The following is a 23201-nucleotide window of genomic DNA, read 5'->3' as shown; positions in this document are numbered from 1 at the left end:
TACCCTGTTATTTCTTTATTTCTTTATTTCTTTATTTATTTATTTATTTATTTATTTCTTTATTTCTTTATTTCTTTATTTCTTTATTTCTTTATTTATTTCTTTATTTCTTTATTTCTTTATTTCTTTATTTATTTATTTATTTATTTATTTATTTATGGAGACTAAAATATCTTATTGTGTACTGTGTACAGCACCATAGTCATTAATATATTGCCAGTCCATTATTTTACCAACAGGGGAACCTTTAATTGCGAAGGTACGTTTGCCAAACGGAGGAACCGCATCGCCTTCGATGAGCTGTTCTTTACCCTTTTGCTCTACCGTGATATTCATCAGATTGATATACCAGGGAGAATCATTAATAGCAGTAATCCCATTGCTGTCAATTTCCCAGCGCAAAGCTTTAGCCGCCGCTTCAGGTGCTCCTTTGAGGGACAAGGGTCGAAATAATATTTTGATGCGGGTACGTATCGCAAATTGTAAGTAATTGTGATTACCTTCTTCTTTTATTTTCGCCGGAATTTCCAACGCATTTAGCCAAAAGAGAGATTCCCGATCCGCCGGAAGATGATTATTCCCAATATAACGAATACGCAGAGACTGGCCTTTATTTGGATCAATCCGATTCACCGGTGGTGTGAGAATAAAAGGAATATTAATATCTTCTGGTAGTGCTTCTGCATCGCCATTATCTATCCAGCTTTGTAATAATATCGGGGATTTTCCCTGGTTATTTACCTGTACCGTCACTTCCTTTTCTTTTTGTGGGTATATCACACGGGTAGACGAAAGCACAACAGATGCAAAAACAGGATGTACCATAATTGCCAGAAGCAATACTCCCGGTACTTTCTTTAATAACAGATAAAATTTTGATGACATGTTACAGCTCTTTATTCTGAGTGGCAGAGCGGAGTTTCCTCCGCTGTTATATCATTATTTATATTGGATATTATAACTTACCATTGAGCTAACCCCCCCCGCTGTAGCTTTCCCTGTTGCCCTATATCGGGCATAATATTGCAACTTACCAGTTCCAGTTATAGCTTGAGTTCTCTGTTGATTAACATCGTCTATTTTTATAGTGTTCTTTGCAGAATCAAGGAGTTCAATTTCAACATTAGTAGCTCCGTCAGACTTCTTAGTATTGTCTAATCTATTTGCGCTATTACCACCACTAAAATAGGCAAACGGGATAGGGGGAGCGGACCTGTGGCTCGGCTGAACACAGCCCGTAAGGTTCAAAGTAAAACTAGTCTCCCCCGCGAACTTCCCGTCAATATCCAAATCTGACAGGAGAGCAGATGGTAATGAAACAGTGCCATTCGCTGAGCTGCTACTATCAAGCGTTACATTACAAGTAGTTGCCAACACCTCCCCCACAAAAGTAATCGTTCCACCAGAATCAGCCATCACAGATGTACTGCTTAATACACCAAGGGTCATTGCCATAGCGGATAATTTATTAAGTTGCATAAAAATAAATACCTAACCTTACTCTAAACAGTTATTTTAAACACATCATTAAAATTAATTAAAAAGATCGATGACATTCGCTTATATTGCGTATTATCAAGGAATACATTCACCAAATCAATTAGTTAAAAATACAAGACGTATAACTACTCTTAACTTATTAACATACTGCAAAAAATCTCTTAATAAGGGAGCGAAATATACACAAAACAATGGCATCATGCCAATAAAATAACAAAAAAACATTAAAGAAAAAAAGAGATGAGAAAAATATCTTTTTAAACAAAGAGTAAAAATTTATCATCATAATAAATTGAGGTTTCATAACAGGGCTGTACCCATTTTTTATTCCCGATTTTCAGGTTCAAATCAATATCCACTTCAGCTTAATAAAAACCGGATGATGTTCTGGGATATTCGTGTTTAAAAGGTTTGGCAACGTAAGTCACACCACCATCAATAACACTGTTAATCGTCAGGCATAGTCCGTATCACGGGTTTTATAGATCAGTTTTCCCATTTTCTGGCTTCATTTCAAATTCCGGCCGATATATTCTCGTCCGGCAAATAGAAATCACGCAATACAAGAAGTCATTCTAAATATGCCTACAAATCATGATCTGTATTTCTTTCTGGTGCAGCCCGATTATCCAATATTTCAAATGTTTTTTTAAAAAAATCAGTAAGTTATTATTTTTTCATCTTTCAATCTACTGAAAATACAAAAAATAAGAGATGACATTTCAAGCTACTCTTTTTTTCATTTTCTCACTCAAATTATGAAGATTCCTTACTCCTTGCTGCGCAAGGAGTAAGGAAGTGAACTACAATTTTGGAATATTATTTATTCATCATCGGTTTAATATCAATACTATCAGCATTGACATCACGAATATGGTCTTTCGTCAACCTATAAACAATTGGGCTAAGTAATGCAATCGCTATCAGGTTGGGAATGGCCATCATTGCATTGAGGGTATCCGCCAGCAGCCAGACAAAAGTCAATGACTGAGTCGCGCCAATCGGCAATGCGATAATCCAGGCAATACGGAAAGGAATAACTGCTTTTGGTCCCAGTAAATACTGAATACATTTCTCACCATAAAAACTCCAGCCCAAAATGGTTGTGAAGGCGAAAATAGCCAAAGCGATGGCAACAATATAGTTACCACCCGGGATCACTGATGAGAAAGATGCCGCAGTCAATGTTGCCCCTGTCTGGCCTGTCAGCCAGCCACCGGTAATGACAATAGTTAAGCCAGTGACAGAACAGACAATAATCGTATCGATAAAAGTGCCTAACATAGCAATCAAACCCTGACGGATCGGGTTTTGGGTTTTTGCTGTCGCATGGGCAATAGGTGCGCTTCCCATACCTGCTTCATTAGAGAATATGCCACGCGCTATACCGAAACGGATTGCCGCCCAGACTGCTGCGCCCGCAAATCCGCCCTGTGCCGCTACCGGCGTGAAAGCAGATTTGATGATTAAAACCAACGCATCAGGAATGGCGGTGACATTAAGCGCCAGAACAATGACACCCGCCCCAAAGTAACCTACAGTCATCGCAGGCACTAATTTACCTGCAACATCAGAAATACGTTTAATACCGCCAATCAGCACAGCACCGACCAAAATAACCAGAATTCCAGCGGTTATCACTTTCTCAATGCCAAAGTTACTTTCCAATACTTCAGCGACTGAGTTGGCCTGTACGGTATTGCCAATGCCAAAACCTGCAATACTGCCGAAGAAAGCAAAAAGGGTTCCCAGCCAAACCCATTTCTTCCCCAAGCCATTTTTGATGTAATACATCGGGCCGCCGACGTAATTCCCATTTTTATCAGTTTCACGGAAACGTACTGCCAGTACCGCTTCTGAATATTTTGTGGCCATACCGACCAAGGCGGTCATCCACATCCAGAACAATGCTCCAGGGCCCCCCATAACAATGGCTGTCGCCACACCCGCAATATTTCCAGTTCCTATTGTCGCTGACAGGGCTGTCATCAACGCATTGAAAGGTGAAATCTGGCCTTCACCCCGTCGTTCATTTTTTTGGAAGAGTAATTTGAACCCCATGCCCAGCTTACGGATCGGTAAAAATGACAAACGGATTTGCATAAAAATACCGATGCCTAAAAGGCCAATTAGCATGGGAATACCCCATACAACCCCGTTTATTGCACTTAACCATTGTGTAATTAGTTCCATATACACCCTCGGTAGTTATAATGTAACAAGTTGGCAACAAAATTGTTTCAATTAAATAAAGAGCATTTTGAAGAAATAAGCGAGGACTAATTGAGCATTATTGTCCGAAAAAAACTAATACTGTGAGTTAAGTCACTAGGAACGGTCACCTTTTATCACTTTTGTTGATAAAAATTCTCTATAGCTCTTATTTTGATTAACGGAATAATGAATATTTGCGATGTTGGAACCAGAATTTCCATATCCTGCCTCCTTGAGTTCTACAACATAAAGAGAAAGGGGGTAATCCTGAATTTCCCACTCATTTTTAATCCGGCATATAATGAAGTGAAATTAATAATATCGGTATTGCACTGAAATATTTACCTAATATAATTTATGAAACCATGTAATAAACTATGTAATGATTGTGAAGGAAACATTGAATGTTACAGATTCAAAAAATGCCTATAACAATAGTATTTATAGTATGAATAACAATTAGTTATTCCACATTCGTTTCATATTCATTAACAGATGGCTTTCTCGGTAAAATAAGTATTCTAGATTTAGAGAAATATAGAGGACTAACTTCAAACAGATTATATTAATTTAAGTATTAGCGGCTTCTGGTTTCTCAATTCATACATGTTAAGCAACTGCATATGGTCTACAATATGCTATCGTTTTCCATGCTGGGTATTCTATTAGAAAAACATCTTGGCTCTGAATTTTTATTCGTTTTATGGTTTACGTCTGGTGCATTGGGAACACTTTATAGCACTCACTTTGTCAGTCCCCTTTGGAATATTGGTACTGGGACATCACAGGCTGTTTTGGGTGTATCTTCCTTTGCATTGTTGTTAGTTTCAGTCAAAAATAATTCTTCCCGCATATTAAAGTTTGCTGTTATTTTTTTCCATTCTGCCGGCAATGGTTTTATACCCTATATATTTCAAGATACATCGCGGCAACAAGGGAATGACAAATTCGTCGGGAACGAATTTGAACAACCAAAGGCTGGCAATGAATTTATCTTTCTGCAGGAAAAATAAATCCTATTTTGATAATGTTGTTATTTAAAAATAATAATGCCTCATAAATTAACTAATAATATAAAAGCATTCTGTGAAATCCTTTAATGAAAAAATAATGGTGTCTGTAGCAGTGGAATAAAATAGTGATTGATTAAAATAATGGTGGGCTAAAATAGCGTAATAATCACAAAGTGAGCACAGCTCAATATACTGCGTGGACGTTTGGGCCAGCCATAAGACTCGCCCAAACGTACTCAATAAAGAAAAGTTCTGTTCGTTAAAAAAACCACTCGTTATCAAAAACCTAAACTGTCCAACAAATCATCAACTTGTTCTTGGTTAGCTATCACACCAGTAGTGCTTTGATTGACTTGAGGTCCATTAAGAAGACTATCGTTATCTTTTTTCACCTTGGCCACCTGATCAGAGGGCATATTTTCCATCAATACCATGACCAACTGTTTTTCCAGTTCCTGAATAACTTCCATCATCCGTTTGATGACTTGGCCGGTGAGATCCTGAAAATCTTGCGCCATCATGATTTCAAGCAACTGGGTATTCGTGAATGAAGCATAATCCGGCACAAGATTCAGATAGTTTCTCGTGTCGGTAACCAACAAACGAACATCAACCTGATCCACATTTTTCGGGTTTTCAAACCATTCATCCCAGCGTTTAGTCAGGGATTTCGCCGATGCTTCCAATTCGTTCTGGCGGGGCTGTGCTGCTTCAACGCAGTTCAACACCCTTTCTGCCGCCTGTGCCGTCATTTGGACAACGTAGTTTAATCGTTCCCTTGCATCTGGGATCGCCTCAGCCGCCTGAGCGATAGTCCGGTCCAGTCCTAGTTCACGCAGACTATCACGCAGCATTCTTGTTAGCTGCCCAATACGACTGATTATTTCGCTGGTAGGAATTACCTCATCTCTCGGCATGACTGGATTTTCACTCATTTTGTCTCCTTAGAGCCCCAATTTTTCAAATATTTTATCGAGTTTTTCTTCCAAAATAGCGGCAGTAAACGGTTTAACAACATAACCGCTGGCTCCGGCCTGTGCTGCTGCAATAATGTTTTCTTTCTTCGCTTCTGCTGTCACCATTAAAACCGGCAGGGCAGCTAATTTTTCTTCACTGCGAATCGTTTTCAGCAATTCCAGGCCATCAATGTTTGGCATATTCCAGTCAGAAATAACGAAATCAAATTCAGCGGTGCGCAGCTTGGTTAATGCCTCTGCGCCATCCTGAGCTTCCTCTACGTTATTAAAGCCCAATTCTTTCAGTAGATTCCGAACAATTCGACGCATCGTTGAAAAATCATCGACTACCAGAAATCTCAAATCCTTACTTGCCATAAAAACTCCTTGGAATTTAATTTACAGTTACTAAATACGAATTGATTGCCCTACGCTGATTTTGGCCAACATAGTCTTGCTGATTTTTTGAATATCCATCACTTCGTCCACAGCCCCTAACTCAATGGCTGCACGAGGCATACCAAATACCACACAACTTGACTCATTCTGGGCCAAGGTATAGGCTCCAGCCCGCTTCATGTCTAACAATCCTGCGGCTCCATCACTCCCCATTCCCGTTAAAATGACACCGACAGCATTGCGCCCGGCATATTTGGCAAAGGAGCGGAACAAAACATCCACAGAGGGACGATGACGATTAACCGGCAAGCTGTCCGTTATCATGATTTGGTAATTTGCCCCATTTCGGCAAAGCTCCATATGATGATCGCCGGGAGCGATGTAGGCATTCCCCGGTAGGACACGCTCCCCATGCTCCGCTTCTTTAACAGTAATCTGACTCAGTTTATTGAGTCTTTCTGCAAATGAACGGGTGAAGCCCGGTGGCATATGCTGAGTAATCAACAAGGCCGGGCTTGTGATCGGAAGTGGTTGTAACAGATTTTTGATAGCCTCGGTCCCTCCGGTGGAGGCACCAACCGCAATCAATTTTTCACTTGATAATAAGGGATTGAAATTCAATGGCGCTGCGCTGGCCTGAACCGATCCTTTCATATTGACTTTTGCCTGTGCTGCCGCTCGTATTTTTTCAGCAATCAATTCACTGTAGGCCAACATACCCTCACGAATTCCTAACTGTGGTTTGGTGACAAAATCTACGGCTCCCAATTCCAGTGCCTTAAGTGTTATTTCAGACCCTTTGGCTGTCAGAGAAGAAACCATGACGACAGGCATAGGACGCAAGCGCATTAATTTTTCCAGAAAATCAATGCCATCCATGCGAGGCATCTCAACATCCAACGTTAATACCTGCGGATTGTGTTTTTTTATTAAATCGCGGGCGACAAATGGATCCGGTGCACAATCCACCACTTCCATATCAGAATGACTATTAATGATTTCCCGCATGATTTGGCGCATCAGCGCCGAATCATCTACACAAAGAACAGTTATTTTATTCATGATCCCTCCTTGCCCGGCCTACACCGTAAACGGTCTGTCCTTGCAAGTAGAACTCTCGGCTGATTTGAGTGACGTTTTCAGAATGCCCTGCAAAGAGCAAGCCATCCGGTTTTAAGAGATTGACAAAACGACGCAAAATCCTTTCCTGTGTCTTTTTATCAAAATAAATCATGACATTACGACAAAATATCGCATCGAATTTACCCTCGAGCGCCCAATCTGAATCCATTAGGTTCAAGTGCTGAAAATTCACCATTTCAGCCAATAAAGGACGGACCCGAGCATATCCATCAAAGAAACCAACACCTTTGAAAAAATATTTTTTCTTCTGAGCTTCACTCAGTTGCTGTAATTCTTCGAGTCGATAGACACCCTGCCGGGCTTTTTCCAGCACACTGGTATCGATATCGCTGCCAATGATTTTTATTCGGTTTGACCGATGCCCCAGTACATCACACAAGGTCATTGCAATTGAATATGGCTCCTCCCCCGTTGAAGCTGCTGCGCTCCAAACGCGGTATGTGCCTCCATTCTTCCTGCTGGCATGTGCTGCCAGAATGGGAAAATGATGTGCTTCCCTAAAAAATGCCGTGAGATTGGTAGTCAATGCATTGATAAAGAATTCCCATTCTTTACTGTGGCTGTCTTGTTCCAGAATCGCCAGGTATTGTCCGAACTCATTAATTTCCAATACACGAAGCCGCCTGACTAAGCGGTTATACACCATCTCACGTTTATTTTTTGCCAGTACAATGCCAGCCCGTTGATAGATAAACTGACAGATGCGCTCAAATTGCGCATCCGATAAAATATGCCGCGTGATCATAAAGTTCAGCGGTGCAGTAGCATCAGTATCTGAAGCTATTAAATTGGATTTCATCTGACCTCAGCGTACTTGATTTACAACATACTCGTCGGTCATGTGTGATGCAGAAGCCTCTTGGTGGTAATGTTCATTTCCCAAGCCTCGGGGCAGTTCAAACTGAGCAACGTTTCTGACCAAAGTATCGGCCTTGTCTTCAAGCGCCGATGCCGCAGCAGCAGATTGTTCTACTAACGCAGCATTCTGCTGGGTAACCTGATCCATTTGGCTGATTGCCTGGGCAACCTGATGAATACCACGGCTTTGTTCATCGGAAGCAGTAGCAATTTCCGCCATCAAATCCGTTACTTGATTCACAGATTTAACCAATTCATTGATGGTTTGTCCCGAATGATTGACTAGCTCTGAACCTTGATTAACACGCTGAACAGATTCATCAATCAATGTTTTGATCTCTTTTGCCGCTTCAGCGCTTCGTTGCGCCAAATCACGGACTTCACCTGCAACAACAGAGAATCCACGCCCTTGCTCACCCGCCCGGGCTGCTTCAACTGCTGCATTCAATGCCAAGATATTGGTCTGGAAAGCAATACCATCAATCACACTGATAATGGCGCTTATCTTCTTCGAACTGTTGGCAATTTCATCCATTGTTGTCACAACACTTGTGGTCAGTTCCCCCCCCTTGGTTGCAGTACTAGAAGCAGATACCGCCAATGCACTGGCCTGACGCGCATTTTCTGCGTTTTGCCTGACGGTCACTGTTAACTCTTCCATACTGGTCGCGGTTTCTTCCAGCGATGCCGCCTGTTGCTCCGTACGTGAGGACAAATCGGTGTTGCCTTGCGTGATTTCCTGAATACCTGTGTACATCTGGTTCGTATTCTCACGTACCGCACTAATGGATTTAATGAGTGATTGCTGCATGTCACGCAGTTTTTTGAAAATGTCACCAATTTCATCATTTGTCGTCACGGAGATCTCCGTATTCAGGCGGCCCTCCGCCATGTCCTGAAAACAAGCACTCATGTTCGCGAATGGTCTGAGCAGATTACGTCTCAACCACCAATGGGCAGATATGGCGACAACAAATACCATCAGAATTGAGCCGAAGAACATGGCAATGGCAATTTTGTAATAGAATGCCGCATCCGTCATCGTTTCTGAAATATTGTTATTGAGGTAATGCATATAATTGTTATATGCAACTTCCATTCTGCGCTGGTGACTTTCTGTGGGTTGATCAAGAAAAGCCTGAAAATGCCCCTCATCAAGGTAATCTCTTAGCTCTATCAGTGCACTGTGGTATTCTTTGTAGGATTGTTCAATCTCAGTCAATAATGCATCTCTTCTGTTACTTACACCGTATTGGGGCAATGAAGAGAATTTGGCAAAATTTCTTTCTGCATCATTCAATGAACTCTTAAGCAATGCTTCCATTGCATCCATGATGACTTGATCTTGGCCGACTTTCTGAGCAATGGCGATTTTGTTTAGAGTGTTACGCGTTTGCAACAATGCAGCCCAACTCAGGCCCAAGGAATCTCTCCGTTGGGTTCCCAGCTCAATTCTTTCAATATACGACTGGTCTGTATGGATTATTCCCAGAGATAAACCACTTGAAATAATTTGCATAACACAGAACATCATTAATAATAGATACAAACTGGTTGATATGCGAAGCTTGCCTAACATGTAATCACCTCGTTTAACGGCCGCATAATGCAGCCGTGGTTATCGCTATTACTTTTTAGAATGTTTCCCAATTAGATGGGTCTTCCACATTACTGCTTTTTTTCAGTACGGGAGAATTCGTCTTATTAGCTGGAGGAGTTGACGGTTTTATCGTCGTCAATGAAACGTCATGTCTTCTTCTTTCAGGCCGTATTCCTTCCGCCTGCTCCGGTAACTGAAACAATGCGACAGCTTTGGTCAGTGTCTTAGCCTGTTCTTCCAATGCAGCAGCAGCAGCGGCAGACTGTTCAACCAATGACGCATTTTGTTGGGTAACCCTATCCATTTCAGAAATAGCGACGCCAACCTGAGTAATCCCTCTGCTCTGTTCATCAGAAGCTGATGCAATTTCGCCCATAATGTCCGTTACGCGAGTGACAGATTCGACAATCTTATTCATGGTTTCGCCCGCACTTTCTACCTGTATGGAACCGGTATCAGTACGATCGACAGAATCTTCAATCAGCGCCTTAATCTCTTTCGCTGCTTCCGCACTGCGCTGCGCCAGATTGCGGACTTCACCCGCAACAACAGCAAAACCACGCCCATGCTCACCGGCACGAGCCGCTTCTACCGCAGCATTAAGCGCAAGAATATTTGTTTGGAAAGCAATGGCATCAATCACGCCGGTGATATCAGAGATTTTTCGGGAACTGTCTGCGATTTCATGCATAGTCTCGACGACATTCGCCACGACTTTGCCCCCCTGACGGGCAATCTCTGAGGCGTTATCGGCCAGATTACTTGCTTGTCGGGCATTGTCAGCATTTTGTTTAACGGTTGCAGTTAACTCTTCCATGCTGGCAGCCGTTTCTTCCAAAGAAGCCACTTGTTGTTCAGTACGGGCAGAAAGATCATTATTACCCGCCGCAATTTCACTGGTACCGGTATAAATGATTTCAGTACTTTGATGGACACTTCTGACTGTATTAATCAGTTCTTCCTGCATATGTTGCAGGCCAGCAGCCAGCATTCCCATTTCATTGTGACCAGAAATAGTAATTTTCTGCGCCAAATCGCCTTTTGAAAGCGCTTTAATGTTATCCAGTAATTTGTGCAGTGGATCGAGCAATGATTTACGCAATCCAATCCAACTTACCGTCATCACGATGGCGAGCAGGATCAATACGGAAATCAGACTGATGATAACGTTGCGGTAAGCGACATCGGCTGCATCCGATACATCTTGGTACAGTTTGTCATTCTGCTTCAGATACGCTTGATATTCCTTATCAAAGGCGTTTTGATAAGCCGTCGTGGGCTGCTTAAAAAAAGAGTCAAAATCTTTTTTTAATAAAAAAGTATTCAGTTCTTTCAGCGCATTAAGGTAGTCACGATGGGTTTGTCTCAATAACTGAAGACGTTCAGGATCATGTATGGGAAGTTTTGGCTGAGCCTCAAATTGTTCAAAGCCATATTCCGCCTGAGACATATTCTCTTTGGCTTCTTTCCATATCTCGTCAATCGTATATTCACTTTCAGCATGCCGCTCTTTCATCAAAGTAACGATGCCAATGCGGTTCAAGTTATTACGGGCTTGCAGCAGATTAATCCAACTTTCATCCAGTAATTTTTGCTGCTCACGTATTTTTTCCGTTAAATCAAATGCTTGAGTATCATTCTTCAGGCTGTTGAAGAATAATCCCCCGGAAATTAATTGCAGAGCACCAAATAATATGATGACTGAGATAAGCCCCGTCACTATTTTCATTCGGTTAAACATGACTTCCCTTTTGTAATAAATTGCTATGCCAGTGTTATCGGCACACTTAAAGGGAACTTTATGCGTAATTATAAAAATTGATTTTTTACACTGTTTTTTTGATCTAAAACAATTTTGATTTAAAAAGGGCTGTTGTTTTTCACAGCAGCCCGCGAAATATCACTCTTTCGCCACGGAATCGACCAGTGCCATTTCTTCACTGGTGAGGAGTTTTTCAATATCGACCAGAATTAACATTCTATCTTCAAGAGAACCCAATCCCGTCAGATATTCTGTTGATAAAGTCACTGCAAAATCGGGGGCAGGACAAATTTGCTCTTCTTTCAGGGATAGCACATCAGAGACACCATCCACGACAATGCCGACAACACGGTTCAGTAAATTCAAAACGATAACGACAGTATTTTCATTATAGGTAACATCTTCCTGTGAAAATTTGATCCTCAAATCAATGATAGGAACAATGACACCCCGCAGGTTAGTAATCCCCTTAATGAAAGCCGGTGTATTCGCAATACGGGTAACTTGGTCATAACCGCGAATTTCCTGTACTTTCAATATTTCAATTCCATACTCTTCGTCACCCAAGGTGAAAATCAGATATCCTTTTCCGGCTGTTTCCCCTGATAATTTATTAAATTCTTCTATGGCTGACATGATGTTACCTTTTACTGTGAGATGACTATACCCTTCATCTCCCAAGCTGCTACCTTGCTGACTGCAACCTGAAATTTACCGGGTATCTTATTTGTTATTCATCAGCTCCGCTTTGCGATCTTCCAATTGGTCATGATTAAGTTTCTGCAAAGCAGGAATATCAATGATAAGCGCAACACTACCATCACCCATGATCGTGGCTGCTGAAATGCCCGGTACTTTACGATAGTTGCTCTCAATATTTTTAACAACGACCTGATGTTGCCCAAGCAATTTATCGACCAACAGTGCATAACGACGCCCTGCACTCTGCACAATGACAACAATGCCTTTTGTTGGGTCCGTTTTTCCGTTCGGAATATCGAATATGCGGCACAATTCAAGTAACGGTAAATATTCGCCTCGTACTTGCAATAATTTTTCATCACCCGCCAATGGATAAATATCTTCATCCTGTGGCTGCAATGAACTGACAACTGCGCTCAGTGGTAAAATAAATACTTCGTTATTAACCTGAACAGACATACCATCCAATATTGCCAGTGTCAGCGGAAGTAAAATCCGAATAACCGTTCCTTTCCCTTCCTGAAAATTGATTTGGATCTGTCCGCCCATGTCCTGAATGTTGCGTTTGACCACATCCATGCCAACACCACGCCCAGAAACATCCGTTACCACTTCTGCTGTAGAAAATCCCGGAGCAAAAATCAACATTGCGACTTCTTCATTGCTCATATTTTCATTGACGCTCAAACCTTGAGATTGTGCTTTCGCCAAAATCTTTTCGCGATTCAAACCTGCACCGTCATCAATAACTTCAATACAGATATTGCCGCCCTGATGTTCAGCAGCCAATGTCAGATTACCGGTTTCCGATTTTCCAGCAGCGAGGCGCTTTTCCGGACTTTCGATGCCATGGTCAAGACTATTACGCACCAAGTGAGTCAGGGGATCGATGATTCGCTCAATTAAACTTTTATCCAGTTCTGTTGAGCTGCCAACCAGTGTCAATTCCACTTTTTTATTCAGTTTTCCGGCTAAATCGCGGACTAAACGCGGATACCGGCTAAAAACATATTCCATCGGCATCATACGGATTGACATGACCGATTCCTGTAAGTCACGGGAGTTTCGCTGTAATTGCGTCATGCAACTCAGTAACTCACTGTGTTTTGTCGGCTCCAGACCGTTGCAGTGTTGTGCCAGCATGGATTGCGTAATAACCAGCTCACCAACCAAATTAATCAGTTGATCGACTTTCTCAACAGCAACACGAATGCTTGAAGATTCTGCACGTTGACGCGGTGAACCCGCTGCCGGACGAGGAGCCGGACGCCCCATTTCACGCACATCTGTTTTTTGCGATGCTCCTGCCGCTGGTTTATTGACTGTTTCTTCGCTTGCCGCTTCAGTGACTTTTGGCGCCGGCTCTTGTACCACAGTCTCTTTTACAGCATTATTTCCTTTTACTGCTGTATCTTCTGTTGCCGTTTCTACCGCTGCATTTTTCTCTGTTTCTGCACCTGTGCTTTCTGCCTGAGCTTCATTCGTTGGCAAAAACGTTATTTGTTCAGGTTCAATAACAAAGCACAATACTGCCGTAATATCGTCTTCTGTTGCAGACGTAATCAATGATGCTTCGAAGCTATTTAAGGTTTGTTCCACATCATAAAGATCACCAAGATGAGCAAGTTCATCCTTCATCAAAGCCACTTCACGTTCTTTCAAACCCGACAAATGGACACGGATGTTTCCATGCTCTGATTTAGTGGTGGCTGAACTGTTTTCTTCTGTCTGATCTGCTGTTGGTGCCTGTGTTTCCTCAACCGGTGTTGCCTTTTCTTCTGCAACCGGTTCCACCTGAGTGACAAGCGTTGTGGTAACACCCTGCCCCTGCTTATCTTCCTGTAATTCTAATGCAAGCTGGCGCAGTGTCTCGCAGATATAATTGAATGTATCTTCATCTGGCTCCTGAGAACTTTTATAGGCATCCAATTGTTGCTGCATAATATCTTTCGCTTCTAAAAACAGGTTGATAATGTCAATAGTCAGGCGCATTTCACCACGTCTGGCACTGTCGAGCAGATTCTCCAAAACATGTGTCGTTTGCTGTAACTTAGTAAAACCAAAAGTTGCAGCGCCCCCCTTAATGGAGTGAGCGCTGCGAAATATGGCGTTTAACTGTTCATGATCAGGCTCATCAGCATTGAGCAGCAATAAATGCTGCTCCATATCAGCCAGGAGCTCATCTGCTTCATCAAAGAAAGTTTGATAAAACGCGGTAATATCCATTGTTGCTTACTCTGCCATCTTAGTATCACTGATCGCTTCAACCTGCGGTTGCTTCGATTCCGTGATTTCATGTTTTATAATCACATGGGATTGATCGGTGGGTTGCTGAGCAGGCGTTCCCTCATTCGAATCCATTCTGATGACATCTTGTACACCCATACTATCGTTGGCTGTCATGGCATTACCGCCACTATTTTCCTGCTCAATCCGTTTTTCTGCTTCTTTATTCAGAACAATGATGCTGATGCGTCGGTTCACTGGTGCATTTGGATCAATACCTTTCTGCATGCTCACAGTAGATGCCATCCCCACAACTCGCAGGATTTTATCTTCACCCAAACCGCCAAGCAGTAATTCACGCCTCGAAGCATTCGCACGATCAGAAGAAAGCTCCCAGTTACTGTAGCCCCGTTGACCATTGGCATACTGCAAATCATCGGTATGACCAGAAAGGCTTACTTTGTTTGGAATACCATTTAAGATCGGAGCGATCGCCCGCAAAATATCACTCATGTGATTTTCGACTTTTGCACTGCCAATCATGAACATCGGCCGGTTTTCCCGATCAACGATCTGAATGCGCAATCCTTCATCCATCATGTCGATTAACAAATGAGGGCGCAGTTCTTTAAGGCGGGGGTCAGTAATAATCAACTGATCAAGTTGCTCTCTCAGCCGATCCAAACGACGTCTTTCTTCATTCTTTTCAACTACCTTCGGTTGATGAAAAACTTCCCCATCCTGTTGGAAAATATCATCACCTCCCCCGGGTATCGGGTTAGTGGTATCACTGCTTTGTTTTCCCTTGTTAATGGCTACTTGCAAGGGAGTCCGGAAATATTCTGCAATGCTGCTCAATTCTTGTGGGCTGGAGATTGATATCAACCACATAACCAAAAAGAACGCCATCATTGCAGTCATAAAGTCCGCGTACGCAATCTTCCATGATCCGCCGGAATGATGAGAACCATGTTTTTTACGTTTCTTGACTTTCACGATAGAAACATTATTTGCTCTCATAACTATTCTTCAGCTTCTTGTTGTACAGGGGCTTTAACCCGACGAACATGCTCTTCAAGTTCTATGAATGAAGGACGGTCTGTGAGGAATAACGTTTTACGACCGAATTCAACTGCAATTTGAGGAGCATAGCCATGCAAACTGGAAAGTAGCGTCACTTTGATACATTGCATCATTTTGATCTGCTCACTACTGCGCTGACGAAGTAACGTCGTCAGAGGAGAAACAAAACCATAAGCCAACAAGATCCCCAGGAAGGTTCCTACCATTGCATGGGCAATCAAAGCGCCTAATTCTCCGGCCGGACGATCAGCAGATCCCAAAGCGTGAACAACCCCCATCACAGCAGCAACGATCCCGAATGCAGGCAGTGAATCCCCCACCATTGACAAACTGGTCGCAGGCACTTCACTTTCTTGCTCGTAAGTTTCGATCTCTTCATCCATTAACGCTTCGATTTCATGAGGATTCATGTTACCGCTGACGATCAATCTCATGTAGTCAGTGATAAAATCGATGACATACTGATCTTTCAACAAACGAGGATACTGTGTGAAAATATCACTCTGATGTGGATTCTCAATATCTCGCTCTAAAGCAAGAAGCCCGTGCTGGCGAGATTTGGTTAACAGGCGGAATTGTAGCGCCATGAGATCCATGTACATGTCTTTGTTATATTTTGATCTTCGCAATACTTTTGGTAACACTTGTATTGTTGCCTTGATCGCCTTGCCATTATTTCCCACGATAAAAGCACCAATGCCAGCACCGATAATAATCAAAAATTCCGCTGGCTGATAAAGTGCTCCCAAGTGGCCGCCAACAAGCAGGTAGCCACCAATGACCGCACCTAAAACCACGATATATCCTAAAAGTACTAACACGCGATATCCTTTAGCTAAGTTGGTGAGCAGATAGGATTTGAACAGAGTGAATTGATAAATGCAGAGGGGTGAAGACAGATTACAGGCTTGGTATTCGCCTGTAATCTGAATGTTACTTTCTCATTTAAATTCACATAGCTTGCTGAGCAAATCCATCCAGCAGTTGTGAATTATTATCGGCAGGTTGAGAGGAAAGTTTACGTTTTTTTACTGCCCGTGAAGGTGGCTGGCACAGACTGCAAACAAAACTGTTCACTGGTTGATGTGCATGTGTGATGAAAGTTCCACCACAACAACGACATTCTGTTGGTTGCAGCATACCGCTATCAACAAAACGAACCAGTGTCCAAGCTCTGGTCAGTGCCAATACAGGCCCATTTTCATCACTCGGAGGGCATTGCTCAAGGTATAACCGGTAAGCTCTTACTACGACCTCTACCCCTTCACAATGTCCGCTTTTCAACAGAAAACGGTAAGCATTGTAGAACATTGACGAATGAATATTCTGTTCCCAAGTCATAAACCAATCCGTCGAAAAGGGGAGCATCCCTTTAGGCGGAGGGCTTCCCCGCAACTCTTTATACAGCTTGATCAATCGACCCCGACTTAGTTGCGTTTCACTTTCAAGCATCTGTAATCGCGCGCCCAGAGTGATGAGTTCCATTGCTAGCTGAATATCTTTCGCTTCCTGAACAATACTTTTTTCAACCATCTTTACGCTCTTTTCTTGATTGAAGTGTCATCCTGTGCGGATAACTGCTGAAAAAGGTGAGTAGACAACAAAATTCCCGTATGAATTTGTTGTAAATCATCCACTCTGGACTCCTTCGTTAGCTGCTGTACTGTTTCGTGGTCTTCAAACCGAAAATGGCAAATCAATTGGTTCGTTTCAGCTAATTTTACTAACTGAGGCAATGTCAGCTCGGCCAACGTATCAGCCATCGATTCACTAATACCTAAACGGAACATCGCAGATGCTTTCTCATGGTTAATTAGCCGTTGTGCTAAAAGCAAATACGACAAATTTATGTCATAAATATGTTTGAGCAATTCAACCGTACTCATTTCTATATATCCCGTCCGATTACATGAAAAAAATAAATTAAGTGATCAAAGAATCACTCACGACAAAATTACCAGTAGCATGAGATTCAATAATCTCCGACATAACTGAAATATACATCTTTAGCCAGAGCAGTAACTGTCCTTTGTATTACTCTTGGGATCGCCCAATTTCTAAAATATTTCGGTAATGGATTGTAAAAGTATTATTGCGTCATCTGGGTAATGCACTTTCCACAATTGATTAAGAATATTCTTAATGCTAATTAACTTTACTCCTGAATCATCAAGTTATACAACGGAGAATATATGTCATTTTAAATACTATGTGATCTATCTCACAAAACAGATAGTTTTTATTATGATTCTAGCTCATTAACTATTCAAGCAACAGAAAACGAAAAATAGTCCACAATTAATAAGTTAAATTATTTAAATAAAAATATTAGTGACTGTTTTTTGTTTTATGCGATCTATTAAACTTATAAATTCAAAATAACGACAAAAAATCTTTCCCTTAGCAAAATTACCAATATTTTAATAAAATTTGCCTCTTGATAATGTGGGTAGGTACTCATCTTCCACTATAACTTGATTTAGATCATAGTTATGCCAAATTTATTAATTATATGTGAATACTAGTTATTAAAAAGCTACTAGTCTGATCATTTTTAGTTTACGATCGTATCTTTTTCAACCAGAAGAATCCCACTGCCTTCCTTCACTTTGAACCCAAATATCCCTCAGATCACAAAAATAAGATAAAATACAGTATGATATTGAAATAAAAAAACATCTACCCCCTTTAAATCCAGCAAATACAAGCGGCAACCCTTTGCAAATTCAGAAAAAATTATGCTCCCTAAGGAAAATTTCAACCACATCCAATCACAACAATTAATAAATTTATTTAAACTTAGACAGTAATTACACAGCTCAACTTCAGCACAAATTCAACAAAGTCTCCATTGATGATTATTTCCTCTCATTGACTACCTCACACCCATAAAACATAAACAAATATAATCAATTTGTTTTCTAAGCATCTTGAAAAAGTTAAGAATAATCAATGTTTATGGCACTATTCCACGGCACACAAATTGTGTACTTGATTCAACAGGAAAATACCTTGTTGACTAAAAATTAATTTACTTAAATAACAAGGGATAGGAATATAAAATAACTACCAAATGCAAATTTAGTAATTATTTATTATTATATAAAATCAAATTCAAAGAGTAATGGGCATTTGAAATATATATAAATAAATATCGGTGGTAAAATAAATATAAAAAAGAAATTTATTCTATTTAACTTTAAATACAAGTAAAAACGGTTCATTTAAATTGCCGTTTCAAATAAATAAAATAACAGGTAAATATAACTCTATTATCCCGTTAAATTAATTCATATTGTGTTAAATGATTCACACTCAAAGAATAACATCAAGTCTTATTCTAAATATCCGCAAAATATCTTATTTTGGTATCGTTAAAGGCATGTTTTTTGTGTGGATTAGTGAACTGTTTTATACAGAATAAGATTTTTATTAATGATAATTACTTATGGCCATCTACTAAAACGATAAATGTGAAATCCACCTTCAATTGGATAACATTACAGCCGCATATTAATTGTGACTTTTCCCTGTAGAAAATATTCCTATGAGAATGCCCATAACTCAATTAGGGTATCAAAGCATGAACCTGCGATCTAACTTGCTAACATTATTATTAGTGTTATTAATAACCAGATAACGTAGCTATTCTTTGTACAACAGAAAATTTTTTCATGATCAATATATATACAGAAATTGTTTATGATAATAGGCATTCTACAAACCATTAGATCGGAAATAATACTCAATGTTCTACACTGTTCGCAGCAAATACTCACCACATCACAACGTATACGTGATCTCGGAGCAAAATGATGTCAGATCATTTGGGAAGACAAAATGATCAAAAGACTGGCGCCCCACTTATCAGATCCTTTGTGTCCTTTTCACTTACACCAAGATAATTGTTAAATATCGTACATTAGGTTTTGTACAAGCAAATGAATGGCTAATACCAATAAAAATGGAGTAAATCTACTGATAACCTGTACATAAATACATTCTTAAAATCTGAACTGCTCGCCATATTTAAATACTTGAATGATATTTACAAACGTTTACCTTCTTCTTATTGCTCCCTTTCTTAATACAGTCAGATCTTTCTCAATCAGAATGATATCCACTGGCTCTTTTGTGATATCTATCTCTATGCCAGCTGAAATTCAAGCATCAACATCCCGTAATACTAGTACATTCTTATTCCATCACCGAAAAAACCAATCATATACCATTATTTTGTATGATTTTAAAATGCATGATTTTGTAGCGGATTCACTTACAAAAAATCACCTTTAATTCCACTTGCTTTGAAAGGTTTTCATCGTTCATTAGCCTAATATAAGAACTAATAAGAATATTTCCAGAATCTGAAAGGAGAGTCTCGCAAACGTTAGCGCTATGCGCTGATTATCTCCGGTCACTGACTTAACCAAAACTGTATTTACCTTTAATAGACAATTATCATTTCCACACTCTTTTTGGTTATGATAAAAATGTTAATAAAGTTTGTAGTACGATCCCCTTTTTCATCCACAACACAAAGCACCTGTTTCCTATCAGGAAGATTTAAATCCTGTATTGTTAAGATTAACACCCTGAAACCTTGAGCCTTATCGTACCTAACCTGATCTCCACTCATTGTTGTGACTTTCTTCAGTAAGAGAAATATTTTTCTCCTCTATCCTCATGTAAGAGCAAACTAATAACATTTACTTCAACCGCGCTTTGAGGGTTATTTGATATTTTTCAAGCGAATTTTGTATAGAAATTGATAAGTCTCATGTAACAAAATCCAATAGGAACTCATCAGTTTTTCTGTAGCTGGAAACGAAAATGAGTTGCTATATTTTCATTGCAACACCTGATAGTTACTAATTTCATTAGATTTTTATGGTTACTTTAACGAAAGCTATTTCATAAAAATAAATAAATAAACGAAATATTACTTTGGCCATTTATGCCAAAGTAATACTGGAAAATTATTTTGAGTGAATCAATATTTTGTTTTATCAAGATATCGTACACATATTAATATAATATATTTAATTAAATAAAATTTAAGATATTTTACCCGCCCTATTACAATAATTTCTTTCAGGTTCATTGATAATCATCTAAAGTATTTCAGTATATAAAATCAGCGCACCCTCAAAACAAACCATGAGCATTCCAAATCATGCAACCTTGTCACCATCTCATGGATTAAAAATACAGCTCACATCATGATCGGAAAAAATGAATTAATCATCCACTCACTTCATGTTTAGACACTTATCCAATTTACTTCTACAGATATAAAATTATGGAATCTTCCATGAAAAAAAATTCTAAACGAGCAACTCAACCACAATTTTCTAAATTTCATCTTTCACGTTCATGTCACAGATAATCTGGGTCTTGTCACATTAAAAGGGATCTAACGTTTGTTGATATTGCGGGGTACCAATTCCTTATGTTTTTTCCCAAGACTCCAGCATGTACAGCTATATTCAGGCCTAAAATGCTCACCTATTGGCGTACAGCCATTCCCGTATACGAAAACCCATTAGAAATGAGCAGTGTTACACAGGAACGACAGTAACAAATTTGCCGATAACAAATTGTTGATAACAGATGTTGACAATATTTTAACCCCACAAAGCAAATGCATGAATATCCCTTAATTTCTTTCCGTTATTAAAGGATTGAGGATTTAATTATCAACTGATACCTGAAATCTATTGGACTGAGGGTCATATACTGGATAGCCTGAAAATAATCAATCTAATTATAAATAATATATATTATTTAATATGGAAATATTAATTGTATGTTATTTGATTATTTATATACTTTTAGCAGGGATCAGAAATGAGTATATGAGCGCACCATGTATGCCCCGATGTATTTTCAAATGATAATTCCGCCGACCACAACTTGGCGGTTCATCAGTATCAAATTCTTTTTTTTCGGGTGAGAACAGATAGTGAAGCCAGGATAGTGGCATACACTATTTCAGGTAGGCAATAAATGAGGAGAAAATTAACAGTTGACCTGATTATTTTTCATGGAATAAAACACGATCATTACCCAATGGGTGGAGTGCCCACAATTGATAATTTGCCAACAAGGTTGAGCATTTTCCAGCTAGATTGATGGGGAATATAAGCAGATAAAATGAGCAAACAAAAGTTTTAAATCAGGGGCGGCTTTATCCAAAAGGAAACTTTATTTAATACAGCGGATTATTATCAAAGAAATGATTTTATATTGAAATAATTTTAAAATTAAGGCTTCAGAATAGCAAAAAGCCCGCCATTGTATTTTATCCCGGCGAGCTTAAATAAGGCAGAAAGGCTAAATTAGATAGCAGTTACGTTTGCAGCTGCTGGGCCTTTGGCACCATTCTCGATGGTGAATTCTACGTTCTGGCCTTCACCCAGAGTTTTGAAACCGTTACCCTGAATGGCAGAGAAGTGAACGAACACGTCTTTGCTACCATCAGCTGGAGTGATGAAACCAAAGCCTTTAGACTCGTTGAACCACTTCACTTGACCTTTCATTTTGTCAGACATTTGACTTTCCTATATATCAAAAAAATTTCGCCACCTCGGGCATGTGTTGGCCAGTATCAGCTATTACTTATGGAGGCACTAAGAAGGAAACGGTCAACAAAGGCTACCGAAGATAGCACTTACACATAACTCATTAACTCAATATGTCGTACATAAAGTAGGTCTGTTAATCAGGCCAAGCGCATTAACGCATGACCGCACATGAATAGCAACCTTTTTTATGAATTATCGTTTTAAAAAAGCCGCAGACGCTCAATATTAGAACAGAAAAACATAACAAACCGGTTCAATTATAATTAAATTTGATTTATTCAAATATTATCTTAGTAAAAAAGGGCAATATTACTCACCAACAATAACAATTTTCCAAATAAATTAAGCCAATTGCTATACAGATGAGCGCTCCAGGCATGTTAATCTTGAAAACGAGATAACTTTCAATGCAATCATGCTTTTTACATCACTTTTCTACAAATTTAAGTGGGTTAGTATTATGAATATTATCAAACAGATATTGATTCAGGATCTAGAGCGGATCAACCTTAAAGAGCATCGTGATGGTAAAGTGCACTTCAACAGCATTTTTATTCGCCATCATCCATACTTGTTTTTAGCGATGATTGTCGCTTATGTTCTTCTTGCTCTACTTATGTGGTATGCGCCCTACTTTGGTGCCTTATCGCTTTTCGCATTTACTGTCGCTTTTATTCTCATGGCAGCAGTTCTGCTATTTGATATCAAACCCGTCTATCATTTTGAAGACATCGACGTACTTGATTTACGTGTATGTTACAACGGTGAATGGTTCGTCAACGAGCCTGTGTCAAAAAATGCTATCAATAAAATACTCAATCACCCTAAAATACCTGCTGAAATCAAAGATGACATCAGACGCATTATGAGAAAAAAACACCACATTTGTTTTTATGATGTATTTATGCTCGCATGTTCAGAGCAGTCACCTTATGTCCAACCGGTCAGAATGTTGAATAAAAATGCATAAATTCAACAAGGTAGTATAATATTAGCACGATTCGTTCATATGGTAGCCAAACGGTGGGAAAGCAGAATTTTTGCGTTGACACTATTTCGGTTAATCGTTAATATCCGCCCCGTTCTCAGGAACGAAGCAATTCCTCCATAGTTCAGTCGGTAGAACGGCGGACTGTTAATCCGTATGTCGCTGGTTCG

General features: G+C 39.9%; 18 protein-coding genes. 2 read left to right on the top strand and 16 right to left on the bottom strand.

Annotation, left to right across the window (positions count from 1 at the left end; translation table 11 throughout):
• Positions 1-174: 174 nt before the first annotated feature.
• The 3 genes from Xsze_RS12800 to Xsze_RS12790 form a co-directional block, all read right to left on the bottom strand.
• Complete coding sequence (locus tag Xsze_RS12800) at positions 175-885, bottom strand: fimbrial biogenesis chaperone (RefSeq protein ID WP_038241417.1); 711 nt, start codon at positions 883-885, stop codon at positions 175-177.
• A 54-nt stretch (positions 886-939) separates the two neighbouring features.
• Positions 940-1479, bottom strand: coding sequence for a fimbrial protein (locus Xsze_RS12795; RefSeq protein ID WP_051462575.1), 540 nt, complete (start codon positions 1477-1479; stop codon positions 940-942).
• An 840-nt stretch (positions 1480-2319) separates the two neighbouring features.
• Positions 2320-3693: an alanine/glycine:cation symporter family protein gene (locus Xsze_RS12790; RefSeq protein WP_038241416.1), complete on the bottom strand. Its 1374-nt coding sequence runs from the start codon at positions 3691-3693 to the stop codon at positions 2320-2322.
• Positions 3694-4337: 644 nt separating this feature from the next.
• Between Xsze_RS12790 and Xsze_RS22775 the strand changes: the two genes are divergently transcribed.
• Positions 4338-4727, top strand: coding sequence for a rhomboid family intramembrane serine protease (locus tag Xsze_RS22775; protein WP_244431869.1), 390 nt, complete (start codon positions 4338-4340; stop codon positions 4725-4727).
• A 278-nt stretch (positions 4728-5005) separates the two neighbouring features.
• Here Xsze_RS22775 and cheZ read toward each other — a convergent pair whose 3' ends face one another.
• From cheZ to cspE, 13 genes are all read right to left on the bottom strand, one after another.
• Entirely contained in the window at positions 5006-5662 is a 657-nt protein-coding gene (gene cheZ / locus Xsze_RS12780) for a protein phosphatase CheZ (protein WP_038241414.1), read from the bottom strand.
• Between the two features lie 9 nt (positions 5663-5671).
• Positions 5672-6061 carry a chemotaxis response regulator CheY gene (gene cheY, locus Xsze_RS12775; protein ID WP_038241412.1) on the bottom strand — a complete coding sequence of 130 codons (390 nt, stop codon included), beginning with the start codon at positions 6059-6061 and terminating at the stop codon, positions 5672-5674.
• Between the two features lie 30 nt (positions 6062-6091).
• Positions 6092-7144 (bottom strand): protein-glutamate methylesterase/protein-glutamine glutaminase, encoded by a 1053-nt coding sequence (locus Xsze_RS12770; protein ID WP_038241411.1) that lies wholly within the window; start codon positions 7142-7144, stop codon positions 6092-6094.
• A complete protein-coding gene (gene cheR / locus Xsze_RS12765; protein ID WP_038241409.1) occupies positions 7137-8024 on the bottom strand; it encodes a protein-glutamate O-methyltransferase CheR in 888 nt (295 codons plus the stop codon). The genes Xsze_RS12770 and cheR overlap by 8 nt, the downstream gene beginning before the upstream one ends.
• A 6-nt stretch (positions 8025-8030) precedes the next feature.
• Positions 8031-9662: a methyl-accepting chemotaxis protein gene (locus tag Xsze_RS12760; protein ID WP_038241408.1), complete on the bottom strand. Its 1632-nt coding sequence runs from the start codon at positions 9660-9662 to the stop codon at positions 8031-8033.
• A gap of 55 nt (positions 9663-9717) precedes the next feature.
• A complete protein-coding gene (locus tag Xsze_RS12755) occupies positions 9718-11424 on the bottom strand; it encodes a methyl-accepting chemotaxis protein (protein WP_038241406.1) in 1707 nt (568 codons plus the stop codon).
• A 159-nt stretch (positions 11425-11583) separates the two neighbouring features.
• Positions 11584-12081, bottom strand: coding sequence for a chemotaxis protein CheW (gene cheW / locus Xsze_RS12750; RefSeq protein ID WP_038241404.1), 498 nt, complete (start codon positions 12079-12081; stop codon positions 11584-11586).
• 87 nt (positions 12082-12168) lie between these two features.
• Positions 12169-14373, bottom strand: coding sequence for a chemotaxis protein CheA (gene cheA / locus Xsze_RS12745; RefSeq protein ID WP_038241402.1), 2205 nt, complete (start codon positions 14371-14373; stop codon positions 12169-12171).
• Positions 14374-14379: 6 nt separating this feature from the next.
• On the bottom strand, positions 14380-15393 hold the full coding sequence (motB, locus tag Xsze_RS12740; RefSeq protein ID WP_038241400.1) for a flagellar motor protein MotB: 1014 nt from the start codon (positions 15391-15393) through the stop codon (positions 14380-14382).
• A gap of 2 nt (positions 15394-15395) precedes the next feature.
• Positions 15396-16277, bottom strand: coding sequence for a flagellar motor stator protein MotA (gene motA, locus Xsze_RS12735; RefSeq protein WP_038241398.1), 882 nt, complete (start codon positions 16275-16277; stop codon positions 15396-15398).
• Between the two features lie 130 nt (positions 16278-16407).
• Entirely contained in the window at positions 16408-16989 is a 582-nt protein-coding gene (gene flhC / locus Xsze_RS12730; protein ID WP_038241396.1) for a flagellar transcriptional regulator FlhC, read from the bottom strand.
• A gap of 2 nt (positions 16990-16991) precedes the next feature.
• Positions 16992-17342, bottom strand: coding sequence for a flagellar transcriptional regulator FlhD (flhD, locus tag Xsze_RS12725; protein WP_010847229.1), 351 nt, complete (start codon positions 17340-17342; stop codon positions 16992-16994).
• Positions 17343-21797: 4455 nt separating this feature from the next.
• Positions 21798-22010 (bottom strand): transcription antiterminator/RNA stability regulator CspE, encoded by a 213-nt coding sequence (gene cspE, locus Xsze_RS12710; protein WP_038241393.1) that lies wholly within the window; start codon positions 22008-22010, stop codon positions 21798-21800.
• 493 nt (positions 22011-22503) lie between these two features.
• On the opposite strand from cspE, the gene Xsze_RS12705 reads away from it, so the two are divergent.
• Entirely contained in the window at positions 22504-23013 is a 510-nt protein-coding gene (locus Xsze_RS12705) for a YlaC family protein (RefSeq protein ID WP_038241390.1), read from the top strand.
• The last annotated feature ends 188 nt before the right edge of the window (positions 23014-23201 follow it).

It is taken from the genome of Xenorhabdus szentirmaii DSM 16338 (assembly GCF_002632585.1).
GTDB lineage: Bacteria > Pseudomonadota > Gammaproteobacteria > Enterobacterales > Enterobacteriaceae > Xenorhabdus > Xenorhabdus szentirmaii.
Note: the sequence above shows the minus strand (reverse complement) of the source record. Positions and strands in the feature narration are given on the sequence as shown.